Below are 17,570 nucleotides of genomic sequence, written 5' to 3' on the forward strand. Positions count from 1 at the left end.
GGCGGCGTCCGGGGGGCGGCGGCGGACTGGGCGCAGGCCGCGGCGGCGCCCAGGATCAGCGGGGCGGCGAGGGCGGTGGCGAGGAGGCGCTGGCGCATGGTCGAAAATCCCTGTGTACAAGCCTGAGAAGGGCGCGTCCGTTTTGCCTAAGGGCACCCTGGATGCTAGAAAACCGGATAGCGGATCACGTTCCGATTCCGGCCATTTAAAGCCCGATTTCCTTGACCGACGACACCTACGAAAACGCCGCAGCCCCGGCGGGCGGCGATATCTCCACCATCACCATCGAAGACGAGCTGCGCCGCTCGTACCTCGACTACGCCATGAGCGTGATCGTGAGCCGGGCGCTGCCGGACGCGCGGGACGGCCTGAAGCCGGTGCACCGCCGCATCCTGTACTCGATGCACGATCTGAAGATGTCGCCCGAGCGCGCCTATTCGAAGTGCGCGCGCGTGGTCGGTGACGTGCTGGGCCGCTTCCACCCGCACGGCGACGCCTCGGTCTATATGGCGCTGGTGCGCATGGCCCAGCCGTTCTCGATGGGGCTGATGCTGGTCGACGGCCAGGGCAATTTCGGCTCGGTCGACGGCGATATGCCCGCCTCGATGCGTTACACCGAGGCCCGGATGGCCCCGGCCGCCGTGGCCCTGCTGGCCGACATCGACAAGGACACGGTCGATTTCCAGCCGAACTACGACGAGAAGGAGCTGGAGCCGGTCGTCCTGCCCAGCCGCATTCCGAACCTGCTGGTCAACGGCGCGGGCGGCATCGCGGTCGGCATGGCGACCAACATCCCGCCGCATAACCTGGGCGAGGTGATCGACGCGGCGGTGGCCCTGCTGGACGAGCCGAACATCGGCGACGACGCCCTGCTGGACATCGTACCCGGTCCGGACTTCCCGACCGGCGGCGAGATCATGGGGCGCACCGCCCCGCGCAACGCCCTGCGCGACGGCCGCGGCTCGGTGATCGTGCGCGGCAAGGCGACGATCGAGACGATCCGCAAGGACCGTGAGGCGATCATCGTCACCGAACTGCCCTATCAGGTGAACAAGCAGACCCTGATCGAGCGGATCGTCGAGCTGGTCCGCGAGAAGAAGATCGAGGGCATCGCCGACGTCCGCGACGAGTCGGACCGCGACGGCATGCGGATGGTGGTCGAGCTGAAGCGCGACGCCTCGGGCGACGTGATCCTGAACCAGCTGTGGCGCTATACGGCGATGCAGTCGTCGTTCGGCGTCAACATGCTGGCCCTGAACCACGGCCGCCCCGAGCAGATGGGGCTGCGTCAGCTGCTGGACGCCTTCCTGGAGTTCCGGGAAGAGGTCGTTGTCCGCCGCACCAAATATGAACTGGCCAAGGCCCGCGACCGCGGCCACGTGCTGGTCGGTCTGGCCGTCGCCGTCGCCAACATCGACGAGGTGATCCACATCATCCGGTCGTCGGCCGATCCGACGGAGGCGCGCGAGCGCCTGCAGGCCAAGGCCTGGCCGGTGGGCGACATGATGGCCCTGATCGAGCTGATCGCCGACCCGCGCTCGGCGCTGGTGGACGGCGACAAGCTGCGCCTGACGGACGAGCAGGCCCGCGCCATCCTGGCCCTGACCCTGAGCCGTCTGACCGGTCTGGGGCGTGACGACATCTTCGGCGAGGCCCGCGACCTGGCCGGCACCATCCAGGGCCACCTGACCCTGCTGTCGGACCGCGCCAACATCCTGGCGGTGGTGCGCGCGGACCTGATCGCCGTGAAGGACGAGTTCGCCGTGCCGCGTCGCACCCTGATCGGGGAAGGCGACGGCGAGATGGAGGACGAGGACCTGATCCCGCGCGAGGACATGGTCGTGACCGTCACCCACGGCGGCTATGTGAAGCGCGTGGCGCTGAACGCCTACCGGACCCAGCACCGCGGCGGGAAGGGCCGCAGCGGCGTGGCGATGAAGGAGGACGACGCCGTCACGGGCGTGTTCTCGGCCTCGACCCACACGCCGGTGCTGTTCTTCGCCACCAACGGCAAGGCCTACAAGCTGAAGACCTGGCGTCTGCCGCTGGGCAATCCGCAGTCGCGCGGCAAGGCCTTCGTCAACCTGCTGCCGATCGAGCCGGGCGACAGCATCATGAACGTGCTGCCTCTGCCGGAGAACGAGGCGGAGTGGGGCGACTACGACATCATGTTCGCCACCAGCTCGGGCGACGTGCGCCGCAACAAGCTGTCGGACTTCGCCACGGTGAACCGCGCCGGCAAGATCGCGATGAAGCTGGAGGACGGCGACCGGATGGTCGGCGTGGCCCTGTGCACCGCCGAGGACGACGTCATGCTGACGACGGCGCTCGGCCGGGCGATCCGCTTCAAGGCCGACGATGTGCGCGTGTTCAAGGGCCGGGATTCGACCGGCGTGCGGGGCGTGCGCCTGCAGGAGGGCGACGAGGTCATCTCCATGGCCGTGCTGGGCCGGGTGGACGCCACGCCGGAAGAGCGCGCCGCCTACGTCAAGCACGCCAACGCCATGCGCAAGGCGCTGGCGGGCGCGGACGGCGAGGAAGACGCGGCTCCGGTCGAGGCCGAGGACGACGTCGCGGACGCCGTGCTGTCGGTCGAGCGGATCGCCGAACTGGGCGCCGCCGAGCAGTTCATCCTGACGGTCACCGAGACGGGCTTCGGCAAGCGGTCGTCGGCCTATGAATATCGCCGCACGGGTCGCGGCGGGCAGGGGCTGACGGCGCACGGCCTGGGCGGTCGCGCGGGCAACCGTCTGGCTGCGGCCTTCCCGGTCGAGGAGAGCGACGACCTGCTGATGGTCACCTCGGGCGGCCAGATGATCCGCACGCCGATGGACCAGGTCCGCATCGTCAGCCGCTCCAGCCAGGGCGTCACCATCTTCAAGACCGGCAAGGACGAGAAGGTCGTCTCGGTCGAACGCCTGCCGGACAGCGGCGGCGGCGAGGATGGTGAGATCGAGGTCGAGGGCGGCGAGGGCGAGGCCGGCGAAAGCTGATTGCGCCCGAGCGGGTCCCCGTCGCATGGTCTCCTCCAGGCTTGGGGGAGATGATCGTGCCGCGCATCCTGCTGTTTCTGCTGACCTTGCTTCTGGCCGGTTGCACCCTGCCAAAGGTCGATCCCGCGCGCGAGGCCCAGGCTGACCGCGTCTATGAACTGTTGCGCCGGAACGATGTGGCGGGCCTGCGGGAGATGGCCGGGCCCATCCTGCTACAGCAGGACCTGCCCGAGGCCGTGCAGCAGATGCAGTCCCATATTCATGCGAGCACGCCTACGGCCGTCGAGACCGCGGCGTGGAACCTGAATATCGTGAACGGCGATGCGACCTATGAGGTCGCGCGGCTGTACAGCCATCCGGAAGGCAAGGTGCAGGTCCGGGTGACCATGATGCGCAGCGGCGATGCGCCATACCGTGTTGAGGGGCTGCATGTGATGCGCGTCTCACCGGCGCTCCTGAAGGCCCACGAGGAGTCGATCAAGGCGAGCGGCTTCACCCTGACGGGCAAGACGCCGGCCCACTATGCGGTGCTGGGCGCGGCGGTGCTGGCCTTCCTGGCCTGTGTGGTCACGGCGGTGACGGCGGGTATCCGGCGTCGCTGGCTGTGGATGATCGGCTGCCTGTTCGGCTTCGGGAAGGTGGCGCTGAACTGGACGACCGGGGCGATGTTCGTCCAGCCGATCTCTATCGCTCTGCTCGGCGCGGGTGCCCTGAAGGGGCTGGGGCCTGCGGATCCCTGGGTGATCTCGGCCTCGATCCCGCTGCCGGCCATCCTGTTCTGGGCGCTGGGCAGGTGGCGCAAGAAGGCGCCGAAGACCAAGGCGCGGGCGGCGGAGCCGGACTCGTGGACGACCGACGCGTGACGCCGTCGCTCTGGATCGACGGAGCGCCGGCGACCGCAGAGGCGCTGGCCCATCAGGCGCTGGTGAACTACGGGGCCTATACCTCTTTCGGCGTCGAGAATGGCGCGGCGCGGGGGCTGGACCTGCATCTGGAGCGGCTGCGGGACGCGTCGGTCGAACTGTTCGGCGAGGCGGTTCCGGAGGACCGGTTGCGCGCATTGATGCGGGCCGCGATCGGGAGCCGTGAAGCCTGCTGGCTGAGGGTCAGCCTGTTCTCGGACCAGATTTCGAACCGCAATCCGACCTGGGTTGGTCAGCCGCGCGTGATGGTCGGCGTGTTTGATCCGCCGCCGCCGCTGAGGACGCGCGTGCGGTTGCAGGTCCAGGCTCACGAGCGGATGGCGCCCCGTCTGAAGCATGTCGCGAACATGGACCTGCTGACCACGCGCCGTCGGGCCCGGGCGGACGGCTTCGACGACGCCCTGTTCGCGGACCGGGACGGGGTCCTGTCGGAGGGGACGCTGTGGAACATCGGCTTCGTCCGGGACGACCGGGTGACCTGGCCCCGGGGGCCGATGCTGGCGGGGGTGACGCAGAGGCTGATCGAGACCGGTCTGGCGGGCGTCGGGCTGGACAGCGAGACCCGGCCGGTCAGCCGTGAGATGTCGACGGGCTTCCGGCAGGCCTTCATCTGCAACAGCGCGACCCCGGCCTGTCCGGTCGGTGAGATCGACGGCCGGGCGCTGGAGATCGATCCGGCGCTGATCGACCGGCTGCGCGCGGCCTGGGCCTCGAACCCGCCGCAGGCGATCTAGGCCCGACGTTGTGCACCTGCTAAACCGATGAAAAGTCGGGGGAGACATTCGATGCGCATCGGCCTGTATCCGGGCACTTTCGACCCGATCACCAACGGGCACCTGGACATCATCAAACGGGCGGTGAAGCTGGTCGACCGGCTGGTGATCGGCGTGGCCCAGAATGATGACAAGGGGCCGCTGTTCACGACCGCCGAGCGGGTCGAGATGGTGCGCGCCGAGGTGGCGGTCTTCGGCGACCGGGTCGAGGTCCGGCCCTTCTCCAGCCTGCTGATGCATTTCGCCGAGGACCTGGACGCGACGGTGATCGTGCGCGGGCTGCGGGCCGTGGCCGACTTCGAATACGAGTTCCAGATGACGGCGATGAACCAGCGCCTCAATGCGGACATCGAGACCGTCTTCCTGATGGCGGACCCGCGGCATCAGGCGATCGCCTCGCGGCTGGTCAAGGAGATCGCCCGGCTGGGCGGCAATATCGGAAGTTTCGTCAGCCCGGCGGTCGCGGCCGCCGTCCTGCACAGGGTCAAGGGATAGTATGCGCTTGAAGATCACACTCGCGGCGGCGACCGCCGTCGCCCTGCTGGCGGGAGCTGCCCCGGCCGCCCTGGCCCAGACCGCCGCCGGCCCGGGCGAGTGGCGCGCGGTGGCGCCGGAAAACCTGCTGGTCATCGAGACGTCCAAGGGGCGGGTGATCGCCGAGCTGGATCCGCGGGTCGCGCCGATCTCGGTGGACCGGGTCCGTACCCTGGCCAACCAGGGCTTCTATGACGGTCTGACCTGGCACCGGGTGCTGGACGGCTTCATGGCGCAGGGCGGCGATCCGCTGGGCACCGGGGAGGGCGGCAGCGAACTGCCGGACATCGTGGCCGAGTTCGGATTCCGGCGGGGCCGCGCGGACGGCTTTGTCCAGATCGCGCCGCCGTCGAACGGCGCCGGCCAGACGGGGGTGATCGGCTCCATGCCGGTGCAGACCCAGCCCGACGCCCAGATGATGGTGACGGCGGACTTCAAGGTCGACGCCAACGCCCTGTTCTGCCCCGGGGTTCTGGGCATGGCGCGCGCCGGCGAGCCGGACAGCGCCAACAGCCAGTATTTCATCATGACCGCCGCGAACAGCAATCTGAACGGCAGCTATACGCCGTTCGGACGGGTCCTGTCGGGCCTTGAGGTGGTCCGGTCCCTGAAGAAGGGAACCGATGCGAACAACGGCGCCGTCACCAATCCGGACCTGATGGTGCGGGTGCGCACGGCGTCCGCCCTGCCGGAAGCCGAGCGTCCGGCCGCCCGCGTGCTGACGACCGTCAGCCCCGCGTTCGCGGCGCAGGTCGAGGCGGCGCGCACCCGGCTAGGGGGCCGCTTCAGCGTGTGCGATGTCCAGCCGACGGCCGAAGTGACCGGCGGCTGAGCGAGGACGAGGGGGAGGTGTGATGATGTTGAGGTTCGCCCTGGCCGCCGCGGCGGTCCTGATGACCGGCCCGGCGATGGCGCAGGAGGTCGGCGGACCGCCGCCGCCCCCGCCGGCGCCGACCCCGCAGACCACCATCGCCCCGACCGACTGGCGCACGGTGGCGCCGGAGAACCTGCTGGTCATCGATACGACCAAGGGCCGGATCATCGTCGAACTGACGCCCGAGATCGCGCCCCTGCACGTCGAGCGGATGCGGCTGCTGGCGCGCAACGGCTTCTTCGACAATCTGACCTGGCACCGGGTGATCGACTGGTTCATGGCCCAGACCGGCGATCCGCTGGGCAATGGCGAGGGACAGAGCGCCTATCCGGACCTGAAGGCCGAGTTCACCTTCCGCCGCGACCGCGCGATGCCGTTCGCGCCGGTGGCCGAGCCGACCGGCGCGCGTCTGGGCTTCATCGGCTCCCTGCCGGTCCAGACCCAGCCCGACGTCGCCTTCGCCCAGACCGGCGACGGCAAGGTGCACGGCTGGGGCGTCTACTGCCCGGGCGTGGTCGGCATGGCCCGGGACGAGGGCAATGACACCGCCAACAGCCAGTTCTTCATCATGCGGCAGGCCTATCCGGCGCTGGACAAGCGCTACACCATCTGGGGCATGACCGTGTCGGGCCTGGACGTGGTCCGGGCGCTGCAGGTCGGGGACGGCGAGAACGGCATGATGGCGGCCGCCCAGCCGGACCGGATGACGCGCGTGCGCGTGGCCTCCGATATACCGGTGGCGGAGCGGCCGATGGTCCAGATCCTGGCGCCGACGTCCGAGCGCTTCCTGAACATCGTCGGCGCGGCGCGGGCGGCGCGGGGCGCCGATTTCTCGGTCTGCGACGTGACCCTGCCGGTTCAGGTGACGGGCGGCTGAGCCCCGCCCGAGCCGCCGCCCCGCCGACGGCGACGACGACGGCGCACGGGCTTCTGATCCTCGCGCATCCGCTCCAGCAGCAGGCCTTCGCGCAGGCCGCGATCGGCGACGCGAACCCGTTCCGACGGCCAGGCGCGCTGGATCGCCTCCATGATGGCGGCGCCGGCCAGCACCAGATCGGCGCGATCCGGACCGATGCAGCTTTCCTGCGCCCGCCCGTCGGGCCCGAGCGCCTTGAGACGTTCGGCGGCGCGCTCGCAGTCGGTCCGGGTCATCCAGAGGCCGTCGACCAGATTGCGCTGGTAGCGCCGCAGGCCGAGATGGATGCCGGCCAGGCTGGTGATCGCGCCCGAGGTGCCGACCATGTGGGCGCGACCTTCCTCGAACCGCGCGCGCAGGGTCGCATCAACGGGAGAGTCGGCGATGGCGGCGCCCATGTCGGCGACCATGGCCTCGTACCAGGGATGCAGGTCGCCGCCGACCGGCTCGGGATGGCGCTCGGCCAGGGTCACGACACCGATCGGCGCCGACATCCAGCCCTCGAGACTGAAGCCGCCCTCCGACCGCCGCAGCCAGCTGAGCTCGGTGGAGCCTCCGCCGACATCGACCACGAGGATGGCCTCCGCCTCGGGATCGAACAGGTTCCGGCACCCCTCGACCGCCAGCCGCGCCTCCTCGACGGGGTCGATGATGCGCAGTCTGAGACCGGTGCCCTTGCGCACGCGCTCGATGAATTCGGGTCCGTTGGCGGCCTGCCGACAGGCCTGGGTGGCGACGGCCATGAGCCGGGACGGATCGACCCCCCGCCGGGCCAGCCGTTCGCTGCAGGACATCAGGGCGTCGTAGGCCCGCTCCATGGCGGAGTCGTCGAGCCGCCCGGTGCGGGACAGGCCTTCGCCGAGCCGCACGATCCGGCTGAAGGAATCGACGACGCGAAAGCCGTCTCTCGCCGGGCGGGCGATGAGCAGGCGACAATTGTTGGTCCCCAGATCGAGCGCCCCGTACAGGAGCCCTTCGCGACCTGGCGCCCCCGCCGCGACGCCGGCGCCGCCACGGGCGCGCTTGCCGTCGGGCCGCCGGGGCTGGGACCGTTGACGCGAGGACGCGCCGGCGGTCTCCGGCATGGGCCGAATCTTTCAAGGTGGGCGGTCCGGAACGGCGCCCGTCCGTGACAGCCTAGACCGCCAAACTGATCCGCGCCAAGCGTGTCTGTCGCGAAAATGAACGGAAAGGCGGCGATCCCGCTCAGGTTCGCAGGCGTAGCTGTGGAGGATGACCCAATCCTCCTTCGCCCGTTTCGGCCTCGGCCAGATCGTTCGACACAGGGACGCCGGCTTCCGCGGCGTGGTGGTCGACGTCGACCCCGTTTTCGCCGGCCCCGCCGGGGCGACCGGCGCCATTTCCCCGGACCAGCCCTACTACCAGGTGCTGGCGCTGGGCGAGGACGGCGGCTTCATGGCCTATGCGCCGGAAGATGCGCTGGAGCACGATCCGGAGCTGGCCGCCCTGACCCGGGATGCGGAGCGCAAGCTGTTCACGCGCGACCGCAGCGGTCACCATGCGCCGAGGGCCCAGGCGATCCACTGACCCGCTGGCGCCGTTGCGCGCCCGCCTCTAGATTGGGTCCAAAGGGCCGTCAGAGTCCGGACCACAGGAGCGCCGTCATGTCTGATTTCGAGCACGTCTTTGACAAACCGCCCGCAGGGGCCGCCGAAGACTGGACGATTCCGCAGGACTGGCGCGCCTATACCGAGACCGAGCACAAGACCTGGGACACCCTGTACGCCCGGCAGATGAAGATCCTGCCCGGCCGCGCCGCCGACGTCTTCTTCAGGGGGCTGGAGGCGCTGGACCTGAACACGGGCGGCATCCCGGACTTCTCGCTGATGAACCCCAAGCTGCAGGCCCTGACCGGCTGGACGGTGGTGTGCGTGCCGGGGCTGGTGCCGGACGAGGTCTTCTTCGACCATCTGGCCAATCGCCGCTTCCCCTCGGGCCAGTTCATTCGCAAGCCGGACCAGCTGGACTACCTGCAGGAACCGGACATCTTCCACGACGTGTTCGGCCATGTGCCGATGCTGACCGACCCGGATTTCGCCGCCTACATGGAGGCCTATGGCAGGGGCGGGCAGCGGGCGGCGGCGCTGGGCATGCTGCCCAATCTGGCGCGGCTGTACTGGTACACGGTCGAGTTCGGCCTGATGAAGGAGGCCGACCAGCTGCGCATCTACGGCGCGGGGATCGTATCCTCGGCGACCGAAAGCGTGTTCGCGCTGGAAGACCCGTCGCCGAACCGGCTGGGCTTTGACCTGGAGCGGGTGATGAAGACCCTCTACCGGATCGACGACTTCCAGCAGGTCTATTTCGTCATCGACTCGATCGAGCAGCTGAAGGGCGAGACCCTGAAGGACTTCGGCCCGATCTATGAGCGGCTGAAGGGCGCCGAGACCCTGGCCATCGAGACGATCCTGCCGACGGACGAGGTCTTCACCAAGGGGACACAGGCGTACGCGGCGAAGGGCGGGCGGTTCGCGGCCTGATCAATCCTCGTGCGAGATCAGGCTCCTGTGCTTGGTGTCGCGCATGAAGAGGTAGACCAGCAGCGACACGCCGATCATGGCGGTCACGTACCAGAAATAGACGCTCTCGATCCCGGCGCCCTTGAGCCACAGGGCGACGTACTCGGCCGTACCGCCGAAGGCCGCGTTGGCGATCGCGTAGGGCAGGGCGACGCCCAGGGCGCGGATGTGGGCGGGGAACAGCTCGGCCTTCACCACGGCGTTGATGGCCGTGTAGCCGCTGACGATGACCAGGGCCGCCAACGCCAACAGGAAGGCGACAAAGGGGTTCTGGACCGAGGCCAGGGTGGCCATGATCGGCACGGTGAACAGGACGCCAAGAACGCCGAAGGCCACCATGACCGGCTTGCGCCCGATGCGGTCGGACAGCGCGCCGACGGCGGGTTGCAGGCACATGAAGACGAACAGGGCCGCGGCGCTGATCTCGGTGGCGGCGTCCTTGGTGAAGCCGGTCGTGTTGACGAGGAATTTCTGCAGGTAGGTCGTGTAGGTGTAGAAGGCCAGCGTACCCCCGGCGGTCAGGCCCATGACCAGAAGGGCCTCCTTCGGGTGTTTCAGGATCAGCTGCAAGGCGCTGGATTTCGGCGCCTTTTCGGTGTCGGAGGCGACGAAGGCGCGGGTCTCGTCCAGCCGACGACGCAGCCAGAAGACGATCACCGCCAGCGCCGCCCCGACGAAGAAGGGAATGCGCCAGCCCCAGGAGGCCAGGTCGGCGTCGCTGAGGGTGTTCTGCAGCACGATGAGCAGCAGCAGGGCCAGCAGCTGGCCCGAGATCAGGGTCACATACTGGAAGCTGGACCAGAAGCCGCGGTGGTTCTTCGCGGCCATCTCGGAGAGGTAGGTGGCCGAGGAGCCGTACTCGCCGCCGACGCTGAGGCCCTGCAGCAGGCGGGCGAACAGCAGCAGGGCCGGGGCGGCGAGGCCGATGCTGGCGTAGCCGGGACTGCAGGCGATGATCAGGCTGCCGCTGCACATCAGGGTGACGGACAGGGTCAGCCCGGCCTTGCGGCCCTTGCGGTCGGCGTAGATGCCCATGATCCAGGCGCCGACCGGCCGCATCAGAAAGCCGACCGCGAAGATGGCGGCGCTGGACAGCAGCTGGGCGGTGGCGTCGCCGCGGGGGAAGAAGACGGGCGCGAAATAGAGGGTGAAGGCCGCATAGGCGTACCAGTCGAACCACTCGACCAGATTGCCCGCCGAACCGCCGATGATGTTCCGCAGGCGACGGGCGGGGGACATGGTTTCGATCGGCGGGATGGCGGTCATCGGGCGGTCTCCGGAAGACGGCGAAGGCTGAAGGCGACGGCCCCCGCCCAGACGGCGAAGGCGGTCTCAAGGATGCGCTGGGCGACGCCCAGCCAGTGGAACCACGGCTGGACGAACCAGACCACGCCCAGGGCCGGAAGGCCACAGAGGAGGCTGAGGACGAACAGGCCGCGCAGGGCGGGCTGTTGGCGGGCGGCCAGACCGGTCAGGAAGACCCCGACCACCCCCGCCAGATAGCCGACGCCGCCAAGGATTTCATGCAGCCGCCCGGACAGGGTGAGGCCGCCGGGCGCGCACTCGAAATCACAGGGAAAGACGCCGCCGAACATCAGGCCCAGCCCGTTCAGGGCGCTCAGTCCGAAACCGATGACGAACAGGGGCGTGCGCGGGAACAGGACGGCGCACAGCCCCCAGAAGACGGTCAACAGGGCGCCGGAGACGATGAAGGCCAGGCTGACATGCGGACCGGTCAGGGCGCCGTCGGCGCCGAGTTCGCTGATGAACTGACGCAGGTGGTCGTAGTCCGGATAGAGGGCGCTGCCCGCGAACGTGGCGGCGCCGAGGATCAGCAGGCTGAGAAGGGCGCAGGCGAGGGCGAGCGCGCGCATCTCAGTCCCGCTGGAAGGGGTAGAAGTCCGAGCCCAGGCCGAGGATGGAGGTCAGCTCGTCCAGCGCGCCCCGGCTTTCGTCCAGCAGGGCCGGGTCGGCGAGGTCGGCGACCTTCAGCTCATCGCGATACCAGGTCGCGCCCCAGACGCTGAGGGCGCCGTGCAGCTCGTCGGTGAGGCGCATGTTGGCGTTGGCCGCGGCCAGTTCGGCCTCGTTCAGCACCACCCGGAGACGAAGGCAGGCGGGGCCGCCGCCGTTGCGCATCGACTGGCGGACATCGACGTACTCCACCCGGCCGATCGGGCCGTTGGACGAGGCGACGGCCTCGGCGACGGCGTGGGCGCGGGCGTTGTCGCGGGTCTCGGTCGGGCAGATCAGGGTCAGGCGGTCCTCGCCCGGGACCTGGATCAGCATGGAGTTGAACAGATAGCTGGTGATGGCGTCGGCGAGGGGGAGGTCGGCCTCGGACACCTCGACGAAGATCGGATCGAAGCCTTTCGCCGCCGCGCGGATGGCGGCGTGGGTCCCGGCGGTGTCCTCGAAGGCCAGCTGGTGATGGAACAGGGTGTCCAGGGCGCCGACGCAGACCACGTCATTGTGGAAGGTTCCGCCGGCGATGGCGGCCTTCGACTGGCGGGCCAGCACCGCGCCGGATGCGCCGTGTCGGCGGGCGAGGGCCTCGGCGGCCTCACGCGTCTGGCGAGCGGGGAAGGGGCCGGTCCACGGCTCCCATGCCTCGCGGCCCCAGACCAGCAGGTTGACCCCCTCGGCGCCATGCTCGGCGCACAGGCGAACGTGATTGGCGGCGCCCTCGTCGGCGAGATGGGCGACGGAAGGCAGGGCGTCGTGGACGGCGAAGCGGGCGGCGTCCGGGAAGAGGGCGTCGAGCGCACGCTTCGTCTGCTGATGCTCCAGCGAGCGGTGCAGGTTGGTGACGAGGTTGGCGGGGCTGAAGTGGACCCGGCCGTCGGCGCTGTCGGCGGAGGGCGTCACGGTCGCCGCGTTGGCGGCCCACATGGGCGAGGCCGAGCAGGCGGCGGCGGCGAAGGTGGGGGCGTCTTTCCACGCACGCTCGATCACCTGTGCGTCCGTGCCGCCGAAGCCGAGCGAGCGCAGGAAGGGGATGTTGGGCCGCTCATGCGGGGGCAGGACGAACTGGGGCAGGCCGAGGTCGGCCAGCCGCTTCATCTTGTCGAGGCCCTGCAGGACCGCCGCGCGCGGGTTGGACGCCTGCCCCTCATTGCGGCTGGAGGCGAGGTTGCCGGGGGAGAGGCCGGCGTAGGAGTGCGTCGGCCCGATCAGGCCGTCGGCGTTGGCTTCGAGGGCGGTCATCTGACGCTCGTGGTTATGGCTACGCCGAACGCGGAAAGGATAGGCAACGCCATGAACCAGACCAGCAGAGCGACAGCGCCACCCGCCACGCCGAGGGCTATCGCCCGCTCCTTCCGCGGCGCGAAGAGACCGACAAAAGCGAGGACCATGACTTGGCAGCCGAAAGTCATTGCCCAAAAGCGAAGATTTATGAACCAGTTCACTGGATCATCCAGCCTTCTGAGGGCGACCACTATGGCGGACACGGCCGCCAATGCCGCCATGAGGAGTAGGACAAAGCGTAAACTGCTGCCGAGGCGCTCGCTCAGCCCCGCCGCTCCGATCCGCCGATCTCCTCGCCAGTCCGAGATCACGCCGACAATCCCTTGATTTCGCTTTCGATGTTCTTCACCGCCTCGGCCTCGAAGCTGGCGACCGGGTAGGCGCAGTAGTCGGCCGCGTAATAGGCGGAGGGGCGGTGGTTGCCGCTGGCGCCGAGGCCGCCGAAGGGCATGTCGCCCGCCGCGCCGGTGGTCGGACGGTTGAAGTTGACCACGCCCGCGCGGATGCGGCGGATGAAGGTCTGCCAGTTCGCCGGATCATCCGAGACCAGACCGGCGCTGAGGCCGTAGCGGGTGGCGTTGGCCTCGGCGATGGCGGCCTCGAAGGACGACACGCGGGTCACCGACAGGAAGGGGGCGAAGATTTCCTCGTCCGGGACATCGACGCCGGTGACGTCGATGATGGCCGGTTTGACGAAGGCGCCCGGAAGGTTGCCGATCGGACCGGAGGCGCGGATCACCTTGGCGCCGGCGTCGATGCGCTGCTGCAGGGCGGCGAGGGCGGCGGCGGCGGCCTTTTCGGAGATCAGCGGCCCGGCGTAGGGCTCGGTCGAGCTGTTCCAGGGGGCGAAGATCAGGCGGTCGCTGAGGGCGGCGATGGCTTCGATGATGGCGTCGCCCTGCGGCCCTTCCGGCACGATCAGGCGACGGGCGCAGGAGCAGCGCTGGCCGGTGGTGATGAAGGCGGACTGGACCGCGATGCCCGCGACGGCTTCAGCGTCAGCGGCGTCCCAGACGACCAGCGCATTGTTGCCGCCCAGCTCCAGCGCGAGGATGACGTGGGGATCGTCCGCGAACTTGCGGCGGAAGTGGGCGCCGGCGGCGCCCGAGCCGGTGAACATCAGGGCGTCGATGCCGCTGTCCAGCAGGGCCGCGCCGGTGTCGCGCCCACCCTGCACCACATTGACCACGCCTTCGGGCAGGTCGGCGGCGGCGAAGGCCTCGGCCATCAGCTGACCGGTGAGGGGCGTCTCTTCCGAGGGCTTGAAGACGACGGTGTCGCCCGCCAGCAGGGCCGGGACGATGTGGCCGTTGGGCAGGTGGCCCGGGAAGTTGAACGGCCCGAGGACTGCGGCGACGCCGTGCGGGCGGTGGCGCAGGGTCGCCGAGCCGAAGGCGGTGGCGGCGGTGCGCTCGCCGGTGCGCTCGTCATAGGCGCGGGTCGAGATGTCGACCTTGCCCTGCATGGCGGTGAGCTCGGTCTGCGTCTCCCACAGGGCCTTGCCGGTTTCGCGGCTGATGGCCTCGGCGATCTGCGGGGCCCGCTCCTTGAGGACAGCCTGATAGCGTTTCACCGCATCAATGCGGTCCTGACGCGGGCGGTCGGCCCAGTCGGGGAAGGCGGCGCGGGCGCGGTCGGTGGCGGCCTGAACCTCGGTCGCGGAGGCGGCGGGGCCGTCCCAGACGGTTTCGCCGTTGGCGGGATCGATGGATTTGAACTGCATGCTTTTACCGCTCATCCCCGCGAAGGCGGGGACCCAGTGCTTTGGAAGATGGTCGGCGCGAAATGATCCCCGAACCCACGTCCTGATGCGCCGGCGTCAAGCTGGACAGAACTGGGTCCCCGCCTTCGCGGGGATGAGCGGAATAGACTGTCACGTCTTCACTCGCACGGTATCGCCGGCCTTCACCTTCAGGGCGTCGGCGGCTTCGCGGGTCAGGGTGGCGACATCGCCTTCGAGATGGGCGCGCTGGCGGACAGCACGGAAGGCGGTGACGCTGTCCGTCGAGATCAGGGCGGGCAGTTCGGCCTCCACCTCGTCGGCGACGGCGACGGTCAGGGGGCGGGCGTCGCGGACGGTGCGGATGTTGTCGCGCTGGCAGGAGACGGTCGGGCCGGCGTCGAAGATGTCGATCAGGCCGTTGGGGCGGAAGCCCTCGCTCTCCAGCAGGGCCATGGCGGGCACGCCCTGCGGATGGACCTTGCCGATGACGGCGCGGGCGGGCTCGGGCAGCAACTCGACATAGATGGGGTGGCGCGGAGCCAGGTCGAGGATGAACTGCTTGTCGGTCGAACCGGTCATCCGGTCGGCCTCGTCGAAGTCCATCGGGAAGAATTTGTGGGCGACGTGGTCCCAGAAGGGGCAGGCGCCGTCGGGGGTGAAGACCCCGCGCAGCTCGGCCAGAACGTTCTCGTTGAACAGTTCGGGCTCGGCGCCGATCAGCATGTAGCGCGACTGGCTGAGCAGACGGCCCGCGCCGCCCTTGCGCCGGTCGGCCTTCAGGAAGAGCGAACCCACCTCGGTCCAGCCGGTGCATTCGTTGACCAGCACCAGGGTCTTCTGTTCCAGCTTGATGCCGAGCGAGGGCGAGGACTGGGCGTTGTTGACGACCCGGAAGCTGAAAAAGGGCCGCTTCAGGCCGACGGAGGCCTTCACCGAGCCGATGCCGTCGACGTCGCCGGTTTCGCTCTCCTCGAGCATGAGAGTGTACCAGCGCTCATGCGGCTCCATCCGGCCGGCGAAGCTGTCGCGGCTGAGGTCCAGGCGTTCGGACAGCTGGTCGGGATCTTCCGGCAGGCTGGTGAAGCCGGGGCCCGAGAGGATCGCCAGTTCGAGCAGGTGGTCGAGGTCGGCGGGGCCGGCAGGTCTGACGACGAGCATGGGGTTACATCGTCTCCAGACGCAGGGATTTCAGTTTGAGGGCGTCGATCTCGCCCGAGGCGATCTTGCACAGGATCAGGGCGGACAGCTGCGCCCGTTCGACGAAGCTGGCGGGCCAGGCGAACTCCTGATCCGAATGGATGTCGCCGCCCAGGACGCCGAGGGTGTCGATATTGGGCAGGCCCGCCGCGTGCAGGTTGTTGCCCTCGCAGACGCCGCCGGAGGGCTTCCAGGCGATGGTCTGGCCCAGCAGGGCGCCGGTGTCGCGCACGGCTTCGAACAGGGCGGTCTGGGAGGCGTCCATCGGCTTGGGCGCGCGGGTCATGCCGCCGTGCAGGTCCAGCGTCAGGCCGGGGAGGGGCGGCTCGGCGGCGATCTGCTGCACTGTTTCCGAAATCCAGGCGGAGGACTGGGCGTCGGGGACGCGGACGTTGAAGCGGACCACGGCATTGTCGGCGACGACATTGAGCGGACCGCCGCCGCTGATCCTGGCGACATTGACGGTGACGCCGTCACGCTGGTCGTTCAGGGCGTGCAGGCGGGCGGCGATGATGGCGGCGCCGGCGACGGCGTTGGCGCCCTCGTGGAAGGCGCGGCCCGCATGGGCGGCCTTGCCGGTGACGATCAGGTGGTAGTTGCCGCTGCCCTTGCGCTCGCCGGCCAACGTGCCGTCCGAGAGCGCGGGCTCATAGGTCATGCCGACATGGCCGCGCGCGCCCAGCTCGGCCAGCAGTGGGGCGGAGGCGGGAGAGCCGATCTCCTCGTCCGGTGACAGCAGGACGGTCCAGCCCACGCGCTCGCGGTCGGGGTGGGTCTCGAAGGCTTCGAGCGCCGCCAGCAGGACCGAGATGCCGCCCTTCATATCGGCGATGCCCGGACCGTTCAGGGCGCCGTCGGCGCGGGTGACGACGCTCTGGAAGCCCGATGTTTCGGGGAAGACGGTGTCGTAGTGGCCGGTCAGGACGACCTGCAACGGCGCGTCCGGACGGCAGGTGATCTTCAGGGCGTCGGCATGCGCCTCTTCCCGCACCGACCCGTCGTCGGCGACGGTGGTGGAGCCGCGGGTAGGCAGGCGTTCGACGGTCGCGGGCAGGGCGCGGGCGGCGTGCTCCAGCAGGGCCAGCACCGCGGCCAGTCCTCCGGCGTGCCGGCTGCCGGAATTGACGTTTGACCACTCGATCGCGCGCCCGATGATCAGGTCTTCCCGCGCCGCGACGTGGTCGAGGACGGTCTGTTCGGAAGGCAGAATCCGCATCGGCGCGACCCTAGACGGGTGCGCGGCAAAGGTGAAGCGGAGCGGGGATGCGACTCGTCTTCAAGGCGGGATAGGGTTGGGCCACATCCCCATGGAGGAAACGGATGACTGACATCATCAAGGCGATGAACCCGACCGCTCCTGTGAACACCGAGGCGGCCGCCCTGGCCGCCGCCAGGGTCAGTGCGGTCGGCATCGCGATCGGCGCGATCCATCAGGCGTTCAACGCCTGGTACGCCACCACGCCCGAGGCCTCGGCCGCTGCCGCCGCCTCGGCCGCGGACCTCATCGAGAAGCTGACCGGACAGGTTCCCAGCGCCGAGCAGCTGGCGGCCAGCGCCCAGCAGGGCATGATGGTCGCGGGTGTCCTGACGCTCCTTCAGATCGGTCTGGCCGTCTGGCAGTGGCTGAAGCCGAACATTGTGCTGCCGATCCTCTTCCTCGTGCTGTGCGTCTGGACTTTCGGCACCAGCGCCCTGGGTCTGGCGCCGGGCGGCCATCAGCCGATGTATCTCAGCCTCTTCTCGCTGTTCGCCATGGGCATCGCCATTGTGACCCATATCGCCGGCATCCGCGGAGCCAGCGCCCTGGGCAAGATCCGCCAGCAGGCGGAGACGGCCCAGGACGACTGA

17 protein-coding genes are annotated in these 17,570 nt (G+C 69.3%); 9 read left to right on the top strand and 8 right to left on the bottom strand.

The window, feature by feature from the left end; translation table 11 throughout:
• Nucleotides 1-221: 221 nt before the first annotated feature.
• Genes gyrA through ACLQ7T_RS05900 form a run of 6 tightly spaced genes read left to right on the top strand, consistent with a single transcriptional unit; the run spans nucleotide 222 to nucleotide 6,974 of the window.
• Nucleotides 222-2,993: a DNA gyrase subunit A gene (gene gyrA / locus ACLQ7T_RS05875; protein ID WP_420478579.1), complete on the top strand. Its 2,772-nt coding sequence runs from the start codon at nucleotides 222-224 to the stop codon at nucleotides 2,991-2,993.
• A 56-nt stretch (nucleotides 2,994-3,049) separates the two neighbouring features.
• The gene (locus tag ACLQ7T_RS05880) at nucleotides 3,050-3,856 is read left to right on the top strand and encodes a hypothetical protein (RefSeq protein ID WP_420478580.1); all 807 of its coding nucleotides are present in this window, start codon (nucleotides 3,050-3,052) and stop codon (nucleotides 3,854-3,856) included.
• The gene (locus ACLQ7T_RS05885; protein ID WP_420478581.1) at nucleotides 3,838-4,650 is read left to right on the top strand and encodes an aminotransferase class IV; all 813 of its coding nucleotides are present in this window, start codon (nucleotides 3,838-3,840) and stop codon (nucleotides 4,648-4,650) included. The genes ACLQ7T_RS05880 and ACLQ7T_RS05885 overlap by 19 nt, the downstream gene beginning before the upstream one ends.
• Nucleotides 4,651-4,701: 51 nt before the next feature.
• The gene (gene coaD, locus ACLQ7T_RS05890) at nucleotides 4,702-5,184 is read left to right on the top strand and encodes a pantetheine-phosphate adenylyltransferase (RefSeq protein WP_420478582.1); all 483 of its coding nucleotides are present in this window, start codon (nucleotides 4,702-4,704) and stop codon (nucleotides 5,182-5,184) included.
• A 1-nt stretch (nucleotide 5,185) separates the two neighbouring features.
• Nucleotides 5,186-6,055, top strand: coding sequence for a peptidylprolyl isomerase (locus ACLQ7T_RS05895; protein ID WP_420478583.1), 870 nt, complete (start codon nucleotides 5,186-5,188; stop codon nucleotides 6,053-6,055).
• A gap of 22 nt (nucleotides 6,056-6,077) precedes the next feature.
• The gene (locus tag ACLQ7T_RS05900) at nucleotides 6,078-6,974 is read left to right on the top strand and encodes a peptidylprolyl isomerase (RefSeq protein ID WP_420478584.1); all 897 of its coding nucleotides are present in this window, start codon (nucleotides 6,078-6,080) and stop codon (nucleotides 6,972-6,974) included.
• On the opposite strand, the gene ACLQ7T_RS05905 is transcribed toward ACLQ7T_RS05900, so the two are convergent.
• Nucleotides 6,956-8,098, bottom strand: coding sequence for a Ppx/GppA phosphatase family protein (locus ACLQ7T_RS05905; RefSeq protein WP_420478585.1), 1,143 nt, complete (start codon nucleotides 8,096-8,098; stop codon nucleotides 6,956-6,958). The genes ACLQ7T_RS05900 and ACLQ7T_RS05905 overlap by 19 nt on opposite strands.
• Before the next feature lie 148 nt (nucleotides 8,099-8,246).
• Between ACLQ7T_RS05905 and hspQ the strand changes: the two genes are divergently transcribed.
• Nucleotides 8,247-8,561 (top strand): heat shock protein HspQ, encoded by a 315-nt coding sequence (hspQ, locus tag ACLQ7T_RS05910; protein ID WP_420472064.1) that lies wholly within the window; start codon nucleotides 8,247-8,249, stop codon nucleotides 8,559-8,561.
• Nucleotides 8,562-8,638: 77 nt separating this feature from the next.
• On the top strand, nucleotides 8,639-9,514 hold the full coding sequence (gene phhA / locus ACLQ7T_RS05915; protein WP_420478586.1) for a phenylalanine 4-monooxygenase: 876 nt from the start codon (nucleotides 8,639-8,641) through the stop codon (nucleotides 9,512-9,514).
• Here phhA and ACLQ7T_RS05920 read toward each other — a convergent pair whose 3' ends face one another.
• From ACLQ7T_RS05920 to ACLQ7T_RS05950, 7 genes are all read right to left on the bottom strand, one after another.
• Nucleotides 9,515-10,819, bottom strand: coding sequence for an MFS transporter (locus tag ACLQ7T_RS05920; protein ID WP_420478587.1), 1,305 nt, complete (start codon nucleotides 10,817-10,819; stop codon nucleotides 9,515-9,517).
• Entirely contained in the window at nucleotides 10,816-11,427 is a 612-nt protein-coding gene (locus ACLQ7T_RS05925) for a DUF998 domain-containing protein (RefSeq protein ID WP_420478588.1), read from the bottom strand. The genes ACLQ7T_RS05920 and ACLQ7T_RS05925 overlap by 4 nt, the downstream gene beginning before the upstream one ends.
• Nucleotide 11,428: 1 nt before the next feature.
• Nucleotides 11,429-12,760, bottom strand: coding sequence for an N-succinylarginine dihydrolase (astB, locus tag ACLQ7T_RS05930; RefSeq protein ID WP_420478589.1), 1,332 nt, complete (start codon nucleotides 12,758-12,760; stop codon nucleotides 11,429-11,431).
• Nucleotides 12,757-13,113, bottom strand: a complete 357-nt coding sequence (locus tag ACLQ7T_RS05935) for a hypothetical protein (protein ID WP_420478590.1) — start codon at nucleotides 13,111-13,113, stop codon at nucleotides 12,757-12,759. The genes astB and ACLQ7T_RS05935 overlap by 4 nt, the downstream gene beginning before the upstream one ends.
• Nucleotides 13,110-14,540 (bottom strand): succinylglutamate-semialdehyde dehydrogenase, encoded by a 1,431-nt coding sequence (gene astD, locus ACLQ7T_RS05940; protein ID WP_420478591.1) that lies wholly within the window; start codon nucleotides 14,538-14,540, stop codon nucleotides 13,110-13,112. The genes ACLQ7T_RS05935 and astD overlap by 4 nt, the downstream gene beginning before the upstream one ends.
• A 135-nt stretch (nucleotides 14,541-14,675) precedes the next feature.
• On the bottom strand, nucleotides 14,676-15,683 hold the full coding sequence (locus ACLQ7T_RS05945) for an arginine N-succinyltransferase (protein ID WP_420478592.1): 1,008 nt from the start codon (nucleotides 15,681-15,683) through the stop codon (nucleotides 14,676-14,678).
• 4 nt (nucleotides 15,684-15,687) lie between these two features.
• A complete protein-coding gene (locus ACLQ7T_RS05950) occupies nucleotides 15,688-16,938 on the bottom strand; it encodes a hydrolase (RefSeq protein WP_420478593.1) in 1,251 nt (416 codons plus the stop codon).
• Nucleotides 16,939-17,042: 104 nt separating this feature from the next.
• On the opposite strand from ACLQ7T_RS05950, the gene ACLQ7T_RS05955 reads away from it, so the two are divergent.
• On the top strand, nucleotides 17,043-17,570 hold the full coding sequence (locus ACLQ7T_RS05955; RefSeq protein WP_420478594.1) for a hypothetical protein: 528 nt from the start codon (nucleotides 17,043-17,045) through the stop codon (nucleotides 17,568-17,570).

The sequence above is a fragment of the Brevundimonas sediminis genome, assembly GCF_048799765.1.
Taxonomy (GTDB): Bacteria; Pseudomonadota; Alphaproteobacteria; order Caulobacterales; family Caulobacteraceae; genus Brevundimonas.

Coding starts and splice junctions, on each gene's coding strand:
- ACLQ7T_RS05955 (WP_420478594.1), top strand. CDS start 17,043: ATGACTGACATCATCAAGGCGATGAACCCGACCGCTCCTGTGAACACC.
- ACLQ7T_RS05950 (WP_420478593.1), bottom strand. CDS start 16,938: ATGCGGATTCTGCCTTCCGAACAGACCGTCCTCGACCACGTCGCGGCG.
- coaD (WP_420478582.1), top strand. CDS start 4,702: ATGCGCATCGGCCTGTATCCGGGCACTTTCGACCCGATCACCAACGGG.
- ACLQ7T_RS05905 (WP_420478585.1), bottom strand. CDS start 8,098: ATGCCGGAGACCGCCGGCGCGTCCTCGCGTCAACGGTCCCAGCCCCGG.
- hspQ (WP_420472064.1), top strand. CDS start 8,247: ATGACCCAATCCTCCTTCGCCCGTTTCGGCCTCGGCCAGATCGTTCGA.
- ACLQ7T_RS05925 (WP_420478588.1), bottom strand. CDS start 11,427: ATGCGCGCGCTCGCCCTCGCCTGCGCCCTTCTCAGCCTGCTGATCCTC.
- ACLQ7T_RS05945 (WP_420478592.1), bottom strand. CDS start 15,683: ATGCTCGTCGTCAGACCTGCCGGCCCCGCCGACCTCGACCACCTGCTC.
- astD (WP_420478591.1), bottom strand. CDS start 14,540: ATGAGCGGTAAAAGCATGCAGTTCAAATCCATCGATCCCGCCAACGGC.
- ACLQ7T_RS05895 (WP_420478583.1), top strand. CDS start 5,186: ATGCGCTTGAAGATCACACTCGCGGCGGCGACCGCCGTCGCCCTGCTG.
- ACLQ7T_RS05920 (WP_420478587.1), bottom strand. CDS start 10,819: ATGACCGCCATCCCGCCGATCGAAACCATGTCCCCCGCCCGTCGCCTG.
- astB (WP_420478589.1), bottom strand. CDS start 12,760: ATGACCGCCCTCGAAGCCAACGCCGACGGCCTGATCGGGCCGACGCAC.
- phhA (WP_420478586.1), top strand. CDS start 8,639: ATGTCTGATTTCGAGCACGTCTTTGACAAACCGCCCGCAGGGGCCGCC.
- ACLQ7T_RS05900 (WP_420478584.1), top strand. CDS start 6,078: ATGATGTTGAGGTTCGCCCTGGCCGCCGCGGCGGTCCTGATGACCGGC.